The sequence below is a fragment of the Pseudomonas ovata genome, from assembly GCF_003131185.1.
Classification (GTDB): domain Bacteria; phylum Pseudomonadota; class Gammaproteobacteria; order Pseudomonadales; family Pseudomonadaceae; genus Aquipseudomonas; species Aquipseudomonas ovata.
Window position 1 is genome coordinate 65,671 of the sequence record NZ_QFFU01000013.1, and the last position, 14,399, is coordinate 80,069.

General features: G+C 64.4%; 9 protein-coding genes. All 9 read left to right on the forward strand.

Going from position 1 to position 14,399, the window contains the following annotated elements; translation table 11 throughout:
* Nucleotides 1-97: 97 nt before the first annotated feature.
* The 9 genes from bcsE (at nucleotide 98) to DGA31_RS17940 (ending at nucleotide 13,710) form a co-directional block, all read left to right on the forward strand.
* Nucleotides 98-1,639, forward strand: a complete 1,542-nt coding sequence (bcsE, locus tag DGA31_RS17900) for a cellulose biosynthesis protein BcsE (protein ID WP_109513452.1) — start codon at nucleotides 98-100, stop codon at nucleotides 1,637-1,639.
* The gene (gene bcsF, locus DGA31_RS17905; protein ID WP_109513453.1) at nucleotides 1,636-1,836 is read left to right on the forward strand and encodes a cellulose biosynthesis protein BcsF; all 201 of its coding nucleotides are present in this window, start codon (nucleotides 1,636-1,638) and stop codon (nucleotides 1,834-1,836) included. The genes bcsE and bcsF overlap by 4 nt, the downstream gene beginning before the upstream one ends.
* Nucleotides 1,823-3,454, forward strand: coding sequence for a cellulose biosynthesis protein BcsG (gene bcsG / locus DGA31_RS17910; RefSeq protein WP_109513454.1), 1,632 nt, complete (start codon nucleotides 1,823-1,825; stop codon nucleotides 3,452-3,454). The genes bcsF and bcsG overlap by 14 nt, the downstream gene beginning before the upstream one ends.
* Nucleotides 3,424-3,681: a cellulose biosynthesis protein BcsR gene (gene bcsR, locus DGA31_RS17915; RefSeq protein WP_109513455.1), complete on the forward strand. Its 258-nt coding sequence runs from the start codon at nucleotides 3,424-3,426 to the stop codon at nucleotides 3,679-3,681. Before bcsG ends, bcsR begins: the two co-directional genes overlap by 31 nt.
* On the forward strand, nucleotides 3,678-4,418 hold the full coding sequence (bcsQ, locus tag DGA31_RS17920; RefSeq protein ID WP_109513456.1) for a cellulose biosynthesis protein BcsQ: 741 nt from the start codon (nucleotides 3,678-3,680) through the stop codon (nucleotides 4,416-4,418). The genes bcsR and bcsQ overlap by 4 nt, the downstream gene beginning before the upstream one ends.
* On the forward strand, nucleotides 4,415-7,006 hold the full coding sequence (gene bcsA, locus DGA31_RS17925; RefSeq protein ID WP_109513457.1) for a UDP-forming cellulose synthase catalytic subunit: 2,592 nt from the start codon (nucleotides 4,415-4,417) through the stop codon (nucleotides 7,004-7,006). The genes bcsQ and bcsA overlap by 4 nt, the downstream gene beginning before the upstream one ends.
* Nucleotides 7,003-9,297, forward strand: coding sequence for a cellulose biosynthesis cyclic di-GMP-binding regulatory protein BcsB (bcsB, locus tag DGA31_RS17930; RefSeq protein ID WP_109513458.1), 2,295 nt, complete (start codon nucleotides 7,003-7,005; stop codon nucleotides 9,295-9,297). The genes bcsA and bcsB overlap by 4 nt, the downstream gene beginning before the upstream one ends.
* Nucleotides 9,287-12,862 carry a cellulose synthase complex outer membrane protein BcsC gene (gene bcsC / locus DGA31_RS17935; protein ID WP_109513459.1) on the forward strand — a complete coding sequence of 1,192 codons (3,576 nt, stop codon included), beginning with the start codon at nucleotides 9,287-9,289 and terminating at the stop codon, nucleotides 12,860-12,862. Before bcsB ends, bcsC begins: the two co-directional genes overlap by 11 nt.
* 389 nt (nucleotides 12,863-13,251) lie before the next feature.
* A complete protein-coding gene (locus DGA31_RS17940) occupies nucleotides 13,252-13,710 on the forward strand; it encodes an REP-associated tyrosine transposase (RefSeq protein WP_109513493.1) in 459 nt (152 codons plus the stop codon).
* Nucleotides 13,711-14,399 lie beyond the last annotated feature (689 nt).

Sequence of the window (14,399 nt, forward strand, 5' to 3'; positions counted from 1 at the left end):
CTTCAGGTTCAAGTTCTCGACGTTCTGGTTTACGGCCAGTGCTCAATCATTGCGGTTGAGGCCTGTCTGTGCATTCGTATTGATGGAGTAGAAAGGTTTGGGGCCTGTCACCTTGGCCATCCGGCATTTGCAGGATGAGCATATTTTACTGCGCCAGGGAGGCCTGTACTGGATCGCTCATGATCTGCCGGCGGATGCGCAGACGCTTGCCTGTCAGTTCCTGGGCGCCTTGTCGGCGCAGCATGAGGCGACGCTGGTGTGTGTCGGCACTGAACCTGAAGCCCTTGCCGGGCGCCTTGCTGCGGACAGCGGCCCCTCTGTCTTGCGCCTGTTTGCCGTGGCCGCCGACGCGGCAGCCACGGCGGTATTGCCGGCCCTGAGTGTCGACCTGCAGCGCATCCGCCTGGCCCGGGGCAGCCAGTTGGTCTTGATGGTGCCGGCCGCCTGGCTGGACACGTTCGACACGCTTGAACTGCAACGCTGGTGCGTGCATATGCGCCAGTGGTTATTGTCGTTCGAGGCCACGCTGTTGGTATTGAGCAGCGGGCAGTCGCCACAACTTCATCAATGTTTGCTGGGCTTTAACGAGCAACTTTCCGGGCTGGCGCAGTTGTATCGCCAGGATGGTGCGATTCGTTATCAATTGAATTACTGGCACAGCCCGCTGGGCGTTTGTGCCGCACAAATGTTCGAGCTGCAACAAGGCGCCTGCGGCTTTGCCCTGGACAAGACGCAACGCGCTACAGCGAAGTCGCGCACCGACGATCAACGCATTTACCTGACCCAGCGTCTGGTACTTGAGGGCGCGCCGCCCTTGTCCAGGCAGTGGCGGCTGTTCGAGCAGCGCAGCGAGCTGTTGCAGCAGGCGCGCAGTGCGCGCGCTGCCAGCGTCATCGTGGCACTGGAGAGCAACAAGGATGTGGAGGCGCTGGCCGGCCAGTTGCACGAACTGCGTGAGCACTGCGGTGTGTCCCTGAAGATCATCGTGCGCGAAATGGAGCCTTGCCTGCGGTATCGCGACGAACGCCTGCTGCTGGCCAGCGGGGCCAACCTGATCGTGCCGTGCAACACCACGCTGGCCCGCTTTCTGAGCATGGTCGAAAGCGTTCAGGGACAGGTCTGGCGTCACCGCCAGGCGTCCGACATCGAGTCGCTGCTGGATCGGCTGCGCCCGCCGGCCCAGCGCGGCCTGCTGGACCCCAAGGCATTCATCGACCTGCTCGATCAGGTCTATGGCGGCGCCGGCGGCGAGCTGGATCACCAATTGCTCAGGCTGCAGCCTCGCGGTGAATTGAACCTGGAACAGTACCTGGGCCAGATCACCCTGCGCCGCTTCGGCGATGTCGCCTGCGTGGTCGACGGGCAGTTCTACCTGTTTCTGTTTGCCTGCCGCGGCGACGGCCTGGAGCCGGCGCTGGGCAACGTCTGCCGCCTGCCGTGGCGCGACCTGTTCAGTGACTGCACCGTGCTGCCCGGCGTGGACGCCTTGCCGCGCCAGGCCTTTGTGCTGGCGCCGGCAATGCAGGACCTCTCGCAGCAGGCGCTGCAACAGGTGACCGCCGACCTGCACCGGTCGATCAATCAGACCGGCTTTGTGCCGCAACGCATCACGCTCACGCTGTCGGAGCCCGGTTCATGAATTACGCCCAGTTGCTGCAGGTCATGGCCGTCAGTGTATTGCTGACGGTGGCGCTGATCCTGCTGCTGCGCAGTGTCCGCCAGCGCCTGGCCCGCTGGTGGCAGACCTGTTTGCCGCCACGTCACCTGAAACCGCGTGGCGTGCGCCGCCGTCAGTCTGCGGATGCGGCCGGGAGTGATGTCCATGAGCAGTCTTGAACGCGACAAGGCCGTCCCGGCAGCCACGGTCTGGACCTGGCCGGGGCTGGGCCTGTGGAACCTGTATTTCATCGTCAAACTGGCGCTGTTCTGGGCCGGCTACCTGAACCTGCAACTGCTGCCCAACCTGGTGCTGGCTGCGGTGCTGCTGGTGCCGTTGCCGCATCGTTACCTGGTGTGGCTGCGCACGTTGATTGCGGTGCCGGTGGGCGTGGCGCTGTTTTATCAGGACACCTGGCTGCCGCCGTTCAGCCGCTTGCTGGACCAGCCGGGCGTGTTGAATTTCAGCAGCGAATATTTGCTGGAGCTGGCCGGGCGGTTTATCGACTGGCACCTGTGTGGCCAGTTGCTGGTGCTGACCGTGGTGTACTTCTTTGTGCGCCAGTGGCTGCGCCTGACCACCCTGACCCTGGCCGGCTTCGCCTGGCTGGGCAGTGCCAGCCTGCTGGCCATGCAGGCGCCGGCGCCGCAAAGCGTGGCGCCGGTTCCGGGCGTTGCGGCCGTCAGCAATACCGAGCCCGACAGCCCGACGCTGGAGGCCTACCTGCAGAAGTTCTACACCACCGAGGCCGCACGGCAGGTCAAGTTCGAGCCGTCGACCTCGGCGGCGCAGCCGTTCGACCTGTTGCTGATCAATATCTGTTCCATGGCCTGGGACGACCTGGAGGCGGTGGGCCTGCGCGACAACCCGCTGTTGCAGCAGATGGACATGGTCTTCGATAACTTCAACTCGGCCACCTCCTACAGCGGCCCGGCGGCCATTCGCCTGTTGCGCGCCAGTTGCGGCCAGCAACCGCACAGCAAGCTATACGGCATGGCCGCCGAGCAGTGCCTGCTGATGGACGACTTGCGCAAGCTGGGCTTCAGCAGTCAGGTGATGCTCAACCACACCGGCCAGTTCGAAGGCTTTATCGATGAGGTGCGCAGCCAGGGCTCGCTACCGGCGCCGCAGGTCAGCACCGCCAACCTGCCACGGGCACTGGTCGGCTTCGATGGCTCGCCGATCTGGCGCGACCGCGAGGTGCTCGACAAGTGGTGGCTCAACCGCGTCGGCCAGCAGGATGCGCGCGTGGCGCTGTTCTACAACACCACCACGCTGCACGACGGCAACCGCGCGCTGACCGCCGATGGCGGCACCCGGAGCGCCGACTACAAGCCGCGCGCCCAGGCGCTGATCGACGACTTGAACACTTTTCTCAAGCAACTGGAAAAGAGCGGCCGGCGCGTGGCGGTGGTGATCGTGCCCGAGCACGGCGCAGCCTTGCACGGCGACCGCATGCAGATCGACGGCATGCGCGAGATTCCCAGCCCCTCGATCACCCATGTGCCGGTCGGCATCAAGCTGGTGGGCATGGGCAAGCCGCCGGCCAATGGCCCGATCCATGTCAGCGCGCCAAGCAGTTATCTGGCGCTGTCGCAGATCATCGCCCGCCTGTACGCCGCCGGCCCCACGGCCGAAGGCCAGGAGCCGGACTGGCAGGCGTTGCTGGCCAACCTGCCGCAGACCCCGATGGTGTCGGAGAACTCAGGCACCGTGGTGCTCGATTACGCCGGCAAGCCTTACGTTCGGATCAAGGAGAAGGGCGCATGGCTGCCTTACCCACAACGGTTCAAATGAACAAAGCGCCGTTGACACGCAACGAGCGCGCCGACGATATCGCCAGGCTCAAGGCCGACCTCAATCTGGCGGACCTGCACTACGTCGATATCTCCGCGCAGCTGGAACTGAGTCAGGCGCTCAAGCGCTGGCCATTGCTGGTCGAGCTGATCCGCGCCGACGAGCCGGATAAACAGGCCGTTGACGACCAAGACGAGCGGTCCATTATTCGTGAGGCGCGCCTGTGACGGTCCTGAGCCTGTCCGGCGTGCGCGGCGGGGTGGGCACCACCTCGCTGCTGGCCGCGCTCGGCTTTGCCCTGCAAAGCCTGGGCGAACGGGTGTTGATGATTGACCTGTGCCCGGAAAACCAGCTGCGCCTGCACTTCAACCTGCCCCTGGAGCAGTCGTCAGGCTGGGCGCGGGCGATGCTTGATGGCCAGCCCTGGCATGAACACGCCTGGCGCCTGACCGAGCAGTTGCACCTGCTGCCTTATGGCCGCCTGAGCGCGGCCCAGAGCCATGTGATCGAGCAGCGCCTGCTGACTGACCCGCTGCTCTGGACCCGGCGCCAGGCCAGCCTGGCCGGGCAATACGACTGGCTGTTGTTCGACCTGCCGCAGCGCTTGCCGGGTCATGCCGCGATGGGACCGTGCCTGCTGCCGATCCGGGTGGCCGAAGCGGATCCTGCGTGCCTGGCGCTGTTGCAGCAGGCCCGGCAGGAGCCCGGTCATGTGCCGCCCCTGCTGTTGGTCAATCGTTTCGATCCGGGCAGTCAGTTGCAGCGCGACCTGTTGCTGGTGTGGCGCAACAGCCCGGGTAACCGCCTGCTGCCGTTGACCGTGCACAGTGATGAGGCCCTGCGCGAGGCCATGGCTTTTCGTCAGCCGGCGGGTCAGTACGCCCCCGACAGCCTGGCCGCCCAGGATGCGCTGAGCCTGGCGACCTGGTGCCTGACCCGGCGCCACGAACTGGAGGCCGCATGATCGGGCGCTGGTTTCCTTACCGGGCCTTGCGCCGCCAGCATGACTGCTATCCGCCTACCGCGCTGTGGCTGGCCACGCTGAGCGCGCTGGCCTGGGTGTTCCTGCGCCTGGAGTCGCCGGTCTGGCAGCGCCTGATCGAACAGCGCCGGCGCTGGTACCCGCACCTGGCCGACAAGGCACCCGGTGCCGGTGATCCGCTGCGCATTGTGCTGCAAAGCCTGTGGCTGATGCTGTTCCAGCCCTGGCCCGAAGTGCGCCGGCGGCCGATGCCGGCGTGGCTGCTCCAGGCTGGTCGTTTCAACCGCGCGCTCTGGGCGCGGCTGGCGCATTTTCTCAATAACTTGCCTGATCAGGTCAGCCAGAGCCGTTCGATGCAAGGCAGTAGCCAGTGGTGGGCGGCCCTGGGGCGACGCCAGCAATTGTGGCTCAACACTCTGTGTGCCGTGCTGGGCGTGCTGCTGGTGGTGATGTGCATCACCGAGCCGTTCGGCCTGATTTCGCAAGTGGCGTTCGTGGCCCTGCTGTGGGCCGTGGCAATGCTGGTGCGACGTGTGCCGGGGCGCTTTCCGACCCTGCTGCTGATCATGCTGTCGCTGATTGTGTCGTGCCGTTACCTGTGGTGGCGCTACACCGCAACCCTGAACTGGGACAGCCCGGTGGACCTGGTGCTGGGCGTCATTCTGCTGGTGGCCGAGACCTATTCGTGGCTGGTGCTGGTGCTCGGGTATATCCAGACCTGCTGGCCCTTGCAGCGTCAGCCTGCGCAATTGCCGCGCGACACCGACCTGTGGCCGACGGTCGATCTGCTGATTCCGACCTACAACGAAGACCTGTCGATCGTGCGCGGCACCGTGTACGCGGCACTGGGCATCGACTGGCCGCACGACAAGCTGCGCATCTCGATCCTGGACGACGGCAAGCGCGAGTCGTTCAAGCAGTTCGCCGCCGAGGCAGGGGTCAACTACATCACCCGCACCGACAACAAGCACGCCAAGGCCGGTAACCTCAACCGGGCGCTGGGCCAGCTTACCGGCGAGTTGATCGCCATTTTCGACTGCGACCATGTGCCGGTGCGTTCTTTCCTGCAACTGACCGTGGGCTGGTTCCTGCGCGACCCGAAGATGGCGCTGGTGCAGACCCCGCACCACTTTCTGTCGCCGGACCCGTTCGAGCGCAACCTGGACACCTTCCGCAAGCGCCCCAACGAAGGCGAGCTGTTCTACGGCCTGGTGCAGGACGGCAACGACATGTGGAACGCGGCGTTCTTCTGCGGCTCGTGTGCAGTGTTGCGCCGCGCGGCGATCGAAGACATCGGCGGCTTTGCCGTGGAAACCGTCACCGAAGATGCCCACACCGCGCTGCGCATGCACCGCCGGGGCTGGAACTCGGCCTATGTGCGCATCCCGCAGGCCGCGGGCCTGGCCACCGAGAGCCTGTCGGCGCACATCGGCCAGCGGATTCGCTGGGCTCGCGGCATGGCGCAGATCTTTCGCACCGACAACCCGTTGCTGGGCCGCGGCCTGACGTTCTTCCAGCGCATCTGCTATGCCAACGCCATGCTGCACTTTCTGGTCGGCCTGCCGCGCCTGGTGTTTCTCACTGCGCCCTTGGCGTTTCTGCTGTTTCATGCCTACATCATCTACGCCCCGGCGGTAATGATCGTGCTGTATGTGATTCCGCACATGGTCCACGCCAGCCTGACCAACTCACGGATTCAGGGCGAGCATCGCCTGACGTTCTGGGGCGAGGTGTATGAAACGGTGCTGGCCTGGTACATCGCCCGGCCGACCACCGTGGCGTTGTTCAACCCCAGCAAGGGCAAGTTCAACGTCACCGCCAAGGGCGGGCTGATGAGCGAAAACCAGTTCGACTGGGCCATCGCCCGGCCTTATCTGGTGCTGGCGCTGCTCAACGTACTGGGCCTGGGCTTTGCCGGGTGGCGGCTGGTGTATGGGCCGGCCGACGAGATCGGCACGATTCTGGTCAGTTGCCTGTGGGTGTTCTACAACCTGTTGATCGTCGGTTCCGCCGTGGCGATTGCCGCCGAAGTGCGCCAGGTACGTGAAGCCCACCGCGTGCTGGCGCGCCTGCCCGCTGCGCTGCGCCTGCCCAATGGGCGCTTTTACACCGGCACGCTGGTCGACTATTCCGATGGCGGCGTGGGCCTTGAGCTGGATGCCGGGCTGGCGGTCACGCTCGGTGAGCGGGTGTCGCTGATGATGCAGCGCGGCAATCGCGAATTCCTGTTCCCCGGTGTCGTGACCCGCAGCCACCGCAACCTGGTCGGCATCGCCTTCAACGAGCTGTCGGCGGCGCAGAAGATCGATTACGTGCAGTGCACCTTCGCCCGTGCCGATGCCTGGCTGAACTGGAACGAAAACTTCACCCCTGACCGCCCGCTGCACAGTTTCGTCGAAGTGCTGCGCCTGGGCGCGACCGGCTATTACCGTCTTTATCAGTACCTGCCGTCCTGGCTGCGCACCCTGGCGCGGCCGCTGGTGCGTGCCTGCGCCTGGCTGATCAGCTATGTGCCACGGTTCGCCAGGACGTCTGCTTCTTCAATTTCCCGATCGGTGTCTGCCCCATGAGTCGTTCTTTCACTTTCAGGCTTGCCAGCCTGCTGTTGCTGGCCATGGGGTGCGCCCACGCACAGACACCGACACTGCCGGGCGCAGTGACACCCAGGCCGGCCGTGCCGGCGCCGGTTGCAGCCCCCGTGGCCGCGCCGGTGCCGCCGAGCTGGGGGGTCGAGCACAGCTTCGAGCGCCTGGGCCGGACTGCCGACAGCCTGTTGTTGGGTACGCGCACGACCGATCAGTTTGAATTCACCCTGCGCCGCGACCGCATTGCCAGCCAGGCCGGGCTGCAACTGGAGTACACCCCGTCGCCGGCGCTGCTGCCGACGCTGTCGCACCTGCGCATCTACCTCAACGATGTGCTGATGAGCGTGGTGCCCATCGAGAAGGAGCAACTGGGCAAGAAGACCGTGCGCCAGGTGGCGCTGGACCCGCGCCTGGTCAGTGACTTCAACCGCGTGCGCCTGGAGTTCGTCGGGCATTACACCGACATCTGTGAAGAGCCGTCCAACAGTGCGCTGTGGGTCAACATCAGCCGTACCAGCCAGGTGACGCTGACCGAGCAGGCGCTGGCGATCAAGAACGACCTGGCGTACTTTCCGGTGCCGTTCTTCGATGCCCGTGGCTACGGCATACCGACCCTGAACATGGTCTTTGCCGGCCAGCCGACCCTGGGCGAGCAGCGCGCCGCCGGGGTGCTGGCCTCGTACTTCGGCAGCCAGGCTGCTTGGCGCGGCACGCAGTTTCCGGTGCTGCTCGACCAGTTGCCGGCGGCCACGGCCGAGCGTCCGGCCGGCGCCTCCATCGTGTTTGCCACCAACGGCCATCGCCCGGCATTCCTGAGCGACCTGACGAAGTATCCGGCGGTCGAGGCGCCGGTGGTGCAGATGATCGATCATCCGCAGGACCGCTACAGCAAGGTGTTGCTGGTCATGGGTCGCGACGAGGCCGATCTGCTCACCGCCGTGCAGGCCCTGGCGCTGGGCGGCGATCTGCTGCGCGGCGAGCGGGTGGTGATCGACAAGGTGCAGCAGTTGCAACCGCGCCAGCCTTACGATGCACCGAACTGGATGCGCACCGACCGCCCGGTGCGCTTTGCCGAGCTGATCAAGTACCCCGAGCAGTTGCGCGTCAGTGGCCTGCAACCGCAGCCGATCAACGTGGAAATGAACCTGCCGCCGGACCTGTTCGTCTGGCGCAACCAGGGCATCCCGCTGCAGACGCGCTACCGCTACACGCCGCCGCCGTTCAATGACGGTTCACGGCTGAACATCAGCCTCAACAACGAGTTCATCAGCAGTGTGCCGTTGCAGGTCCACAGCAATGACCAGCTTGAAGAGCTGCGCATGGCGGTGCTGTCGAGCGAGTCGGCTAACGTCAACGAGAAACTTTCGGTGCCGGCGCTGAAAGTGGGCGACCGTAACATTCTGCAGTTCAAGTTCAGCTTTACCACCACCGGCGGCAGCGCCCAGCGCGACCGCTGCCAGACCTCGCTGCCGATCGATGCCCAGGCGGTGATCGATGATCAGTCGAGTATTGATATGTCGGGCTATCACCACTACATGGCGATGCCCGACCTGTCAGCCTTTGCCCGCAGCGGTTTTCCGTACAGCCGCATGGCCGACCTGTCCGACACCGTGGTAGTGCTGCCCGCGCAGCCCAATGCGTTGCAGTTGAGCACTTACCTGGAAGCGCTGGCCGGCATCTCGGCCCGCTCCGGCCTGCCGGCCATGAAGCTGCAGATCAGCGATAACTGGGAGCAGGCTGCAAAACAGGACGCCGACCTGCTGGTGCTGGGCACCTTTGCCCCGGACATGCGCACCAACAATGACCTGAGCCTGTTGCTCGACCGCTCCCGTGACTGGCTGTTGCAGTCCAGCGAAAAGGGCCGCTACAGCGAGTCCAACCCACCCTCGACGCGGGTCGAGGTGTCGGCGCAAGGGCCGATTGCAGCCATCGTCGGCCTGCAGTCGCCGTTCCATGCCCAGCGCAGCATCGTCGCCTTGCTGGCCACCGAAGACGCCGACTTCCAGTTGTTGCGCGAGGTGCTCAGCGACAGTGGCAAGCTCAATGCGGTGGCCGGTTCCGTGGCCCTGATTCGCAGCAGCGGTGTGTACAGCCAGATCGTCGGCGAGCGCTATTACGTCGGCAGCCTGCCGTGGTGGCTATTGCTTTGGTACACCTTGTCGGAGCATCCGGTGTGGCTGGCGGTCATGGCGGTGTTCGGTGTGCTGCTGACCTCGCTGGTGGTCATGCGTGCGCTGCAATGGGCGGCCCGTCGTCGCCTGGCCTATGGGCAATAGACCGGTGCGCGCGCTCAAGGCGGTGACCGTGCGCTACACCTTGCTGCTGTCGTGCCTGAGCGCTGCGGCGCTGGCGGCCGAGGCGCCGCAGTCGGGGAGCGAGCAGCAGCAATGGCTGTTGCAGCAGATGCGCATGGGCGAGGCGCTGTACCGCGATGACGTGGTCAACGACGCTCTGGCGCGCCTGGAGCTGGTCGCCCCGCAGCACCCCCAGGTGCTGTTGGGCAAGTTGGTCCAGGCGCTGGCCAATCCGTCAGCCAACGAAGCCTGGATCAATCAGCTGTTGCGCGAACTGGACCAGAAACACCCCGATTCGCTGCAGCGGCGCCAGGCTTACGCGCTGGTCAGGCTGCGCAGCCAGGAGGGCCAGCAGGCCTTGCAACAAGCCCGGCTGCTGGCCGCTGCCGGTCGCTTTGACGAAGCCACCAAGGCGTTCGAGCAGGTTCTGGGCGAGCAGCCGCCGAACCTGGCCATGGCGCTGGAATACTGGGGCAGCCGCAGCCGCCTCAACGGCCAGCGGCCGGTGGCCATTAAGCAGTTGCAGGCCCTGGAGCGTGATTATCCCGGCAATACCGGGGTGCGGCAGATGCTGGCCAGCCTGCTGATGGCCGACCAGCGCGACGGCGATGCGCTGGCGGTGTTGCACCAGCTGGCCGGCGATCCGCTGGCCAGCAACAGTGCCGCCGAAACCGAATACAACTACCTGCTCAAGCAACCGATCACCCCCGAGACCTTGCGCGCCTGGCAGGCCTTTATCGGGCACTACCCGTATTCGCCGCTGATCAAGGACGCCCGCCAGCAACTGGCCGACCAGCAACGCTTGCAGGGTGACCCGGCCTGGCAGGCCGGTGCCCAGGCCAAGCGCTTGCTGGAGCAGGAACCGGCCACGGTCAGCGACAGCGCGCGCGCCGAGCAACTGCTGCGCCGGGCCCTGAAAGCCTACCCGCAAGACCCAGGCCTGCACGGTGCGCTGGGCACTGCCCTGGCGCGCCAGGATAAGAATGCCGATGCCTACGCGGCGTTCACTCAGGCGCTGAAGCTGGAGCAGGACACCTCTTACATCAGCAAGTGGCAGGACCTGCAGAACGCCGCACGCAACTGGATGGTGCTGCAACAGGGCGACCAGGCGCTGGCGCGCAAGGACTATGCCGGCGCACGCAAGGCGTATCAGCAAGCCCGCAGCCTTGATGCTCAGTCAGCCGGGCCCCTGATCGGCCTGGCCGAGGTGGCCCGTGGCGAACTGAACGACATTCAGGCTGAAGCCTTGCTGCTGCAGGCGCGCAAGCTCGAGCCAGGCAATGGCAACGTGATCCGTGCCCTGGTGCGGCTGTATCGCACACAGTCCGACGAGCGTGCCGTGGCCTTTCTCAATACCCTGCCGGCGAGCAACCAGGCGGAGTTCGCCGCGTTGCGCCAGAGCCTTGAACTGGCGCGCATGAACCAGCAGGCCGATCAGTTCAGCCAGCAGTCCGATTGGGCGCAACTGGTGCCCTTGCTGAAAAAGATTCGCGTGCTGGACCCGGACAATCCGTGGCTGGCCTACCGCCTGGCGGCGGCCGAAGTGGCCCTGGGCAACCCGCGTCAGGCCGATGATGCGTTCGCGCAATTGCTGGTGCGCCAGGGCAACAACCCTGAGGCCCGTTATGCCCACGGTCTGTACCTGGCCAATGCCAACCGCGACAGTGAAGTGCTGGCCAGCCTGGGCAAGATTGCCAAGGCCGGCTGGACCGACAACATGCGCGAACTGGCCACCCGTATTGAACGCCGGCAGTTGCTGGCGCGGGTCGAGCAGTTACGCAACAGCGGCCAGGAGCCACAGGCCATCGCCTTGTTGCTGCGCAACCCGACTCCCGATGACTATGCCACCCTGGCCGACTGGGCCACCCAGCGCAGCGACTTTCCGGCGGCCGAAAGCGCCTACAGGAAAGTGTTAGCGGCCGATCCGCACAATGCCGATGCGCAACTGGGGCTGATCGAGGTCTTGCTGGCCACGCAGCGGGTGCCCGAAGCGCGCCAGGCGCTGGCCGGCCTGTCGATGCTGCCCCAGGCCTCGGCCAATTGGCAAAGGCGGCTGGCCAACGCCTGGCTGGGCGCCGGCGACAAGGCTCGTGCCCAGGCGTTGCTCGCCGATCTGCTCAAGACCCCGCAGAGCGACCCGCTGATCTATCGCGATGCGGCGCGCCTGCAGGCCAAAGACAATCCGCAGCAGGCACTGGACCGCTACGCCCAGGCCATGGCCGCCGCGGGCCTGATCAGGCCTGACGAGGCCAGCCCCAGAAATAACGTGGCCCTGACCCGTGCCAGCCGCGCCCAGGACAGCGACGACTGGTTGCCACGCGGCCTGCGCAGCGATGTCGAAGAGCTGTACAAGGCGCAGAATACGACGGTCAACGTCTATCGCGACTTCACCGTGCGCACGGACAGTACTTCGCCGGGCATTTCCGACCTGACCACCCAGACCACGATCGTGCGCGTCGACACGCCTGTGGCCCAGGGGCACGGTTTTATCCAGGCCGAGCAGGCCGATCTCAAGGCCAGCGATTTCGAGACCGAAAACGGGGTGCACACCGAAGCGTTCGGCACCTGTGCCGTGCGGGTCCGTGACCGCGCCACCGGTGAGCTGGTGACCAACGGCTGCCGCAGCACTTCACAAAGCGTCAGTGGCCCCAGCCTGGCAGTGGGCTGGAAAAACGATCAGGTGGCGGTGGACATCGGCCATACGCCGCAGGGGTTCGAGGTGGGCAACTGGCTGGGCGGCGTCGCCTACAGCGGTGCCTGGAAGTCGGTGGGCTGGACCGTGACCGCTTCGCGCCGGCCGCTGACCAACTCGGTGATCTCCTACGCCGGTGCCGTGGACCCGGCCACCGGCATACGTTGGGGCGGGGTGACCAGCAACGGCTTTACCCTGAGCCTGAGCCATGACGAAGGCGGTGTCGACGGTCTGTGGGCCAGCCTGGGCACCCATTGGCTGCGTGGCAAGAACGTGGTCGACAACTACCGGCTCTCGGCGATGGGTGGCTATTACTACCGGCTCAGGGACAGCGCCGACGAGCGCATGCGCACCGGCCTGACCTTGATGTACTGGGGGTATGACAAGGACCTGAGCGAGTACACCCTGGGGCAGGGCGGCTACTACAGCCCGCAGCAGTATTACTCGATCGGCGTGCCGCTCAGCTACGCCTGGCGCAATGCCAACTGGTCGGCGCAAGTGGAAGGCTCGGTGGGCTGGTCGTTCTCCAGTACCGAAAGCAGCGACCTGTACCCGCTCGACGGACCGGCCGGCAAGCTGTTTGCGCAACAGGCCAGCAACGGCCTGGACATTGACGCCGACACCACCCTGAGCAAGTCCGGGAGCAGCAGCACCGGCGCCAGCGTGCGCATGCAGGCGCAGGTCGAACGGCGCCTGAGCAACAACCTGATGCTGGGCACGGGCGTCTCTTTGCAGCACAGCGAAGGCTACGCCCCGAGCCGGGCCATGCTGTACCTGCGCTATAACTTCGACGAATGGCAAGGCAACCTGCCCATGCCGATCGAGCCGGTCTCGCCATATGCGGACATGCGCTGAAGGTCGGCGTATCGCGGTGTCGATCAGATTGTGGAGAGGGGCCGGCCCCCCGATCTGCCCAAGTGACGATGAGGCCCGCAAGGCCAACACACCGGCTGCGCCTGACACATAGCCATCACCAGCAAAGCTGCCTCCCACAGTCTGGTGTCAGGCACGAGATTCTGGGCGACATCAATCCGGTGGGAGGCGGCTTGCCGGCGATGAGGCCAGTAAGCCCAACACATCTACTGCCCCAGCCCTATAGCCATCGCAGAGCTGCTTCCCACAGGTGCTGTGTTGCTCTGAATATGCCATTCCTGCCTGAAACATCTTGCGATACCCCATGCACTTGCTTGCGGCAGTGAAGCCTTACATTGGGCTTCCATACTCAAGTGAACAAGGGCAAGGGAATGCTTGAAACTTCACATTCATCAGACCTGCGCGCAGGTCGATTTTCGCAAACGGGCCAAATCTACCTGGTGACCGCGACCACAATCGCCAGAGAGCCTGTGTTCGCCCAATGGCCGTTCGGACGCCTACTGGTCAAAGAGTTGAAACACGCGCAGGAACGGGGACAGGTCCATTCACTGGCCTGGGTCGTTATGCCCGATCACCTGCACTGGCTGTTCGAGTTGCGTACAGGCTCACTGGCGGAAATCATGCAAAGGGTGAAGTCAAAAACGGCAAAGGCAGTCAATAAAGCCTGTGGCCGGCAAGGCACGCTCTGGCAGGATGGCTATCACGACAAAGCGGTACGCCGGGAGCAGGACCTTGTGCACTTTGCTCGTTATATTGTCGCCAATCCTGTTCGAGCAGGACTGGTCAAAAGCGTACGGGACTATCCACTTTGGGATGCTGTCTGGGTCTAGGGCTGCCTCCCCCAGCTCTTGTGCCAGGCACAAAACCCAAGACCATATCAACTTGTGGGAGGCTGCTCTGCAGGCGATGAGGCCAGCAAGCCCAACACACCTGCTGCGCCTGTCACACAGCCATCGCCAGCAGAGCTGCCTCCCACAGTCCGGTGCCAGACACAAAATCCGGGGTGCAGATCAATCTGTGGGAGGGGGCTCTGCCCCGGGCGGCGATCCGACGATGAGGCCGGCAAGGCTGATATATCTACTGCGCCTGTCCCATCGTCATCGCCAGCAAAGCTGCCGCCTGGCCTTGGTTGTGTTCAAAAATATTTCTTTGATATGTATAGCTAGATAGCTAGCTATATTAATAAAAAATGCATATTGGCAAAAACAACAAGATTAAGTCGCCAAAAAAATGACTTTTAGGGTGCGTGCTATTTCTGTCGAGCGCGCTCACACCCTAATTGGTATCAAATTATTGACACTGTCACGTTGATATTACACATTACCGCCTAATGCTTTCTTACAGGGGCTGCTGCTCCCAGCCTTTTAAGAGGTCGACCCCGATGCATCGCGCCGATGATATAGCCAACTTGTTCCAGAAACTGGATACGAGTACGGACGCCTATGTGGAAATAAACACCGAATTCGATTTTCAGGAGCCACCTGCGCCTCCAGCGCGCCCGGTGGCTGTGGCTGTAAAG

Coding starts and splice junctions, on each gene's coding strand:
- bcsF (WP_109513453.1), top strand. CDS start 1,636: ATGAATTACGCCCAGTTGCTGCAGGTCATGGCCGTCAGTGTATTGCTG.
- bcsG (WP_109513454.1), top strand. CDS start 1,823: ATGAGCAGTCTTGAACGCGACAAGGCCGTCCCGGCAGCCACGGTCTGG.
- bcsR (WP_109513455.1), top strand. CDS start 3,424: ATGGCTGCCTTACCCACAACGGTTCAAATGAACAAAGCGCCGTTGACA.
- bcsA (WP_109513457.1), top strand. CDS start 4,415: ATGATCGGGCGCTGGTTTCCTTACCGGGCCTTGCGCCGCCAGCATGAC.
- bcsB (WP_109513458.1), top strand. CDS start 7,003: ATGAGTCGTTCTTTCACTTTCAGGCTTGCCAGCCTGCTGTTGCTGGCC.
- bcsC (WP_109513459.1), top strand. CDS start 9,287: ATGGGCAATAGACCGGTGCGCGCGCTCAAGGCGGTGACCGTGCGCTAC.
- DGA31_RS17940 (WP_109513493.1), top strand. CDS start 13,252: ATGCTTGAAACTTCACATTCATCAGACCTGCGCGCAGGTCGATTTTCG.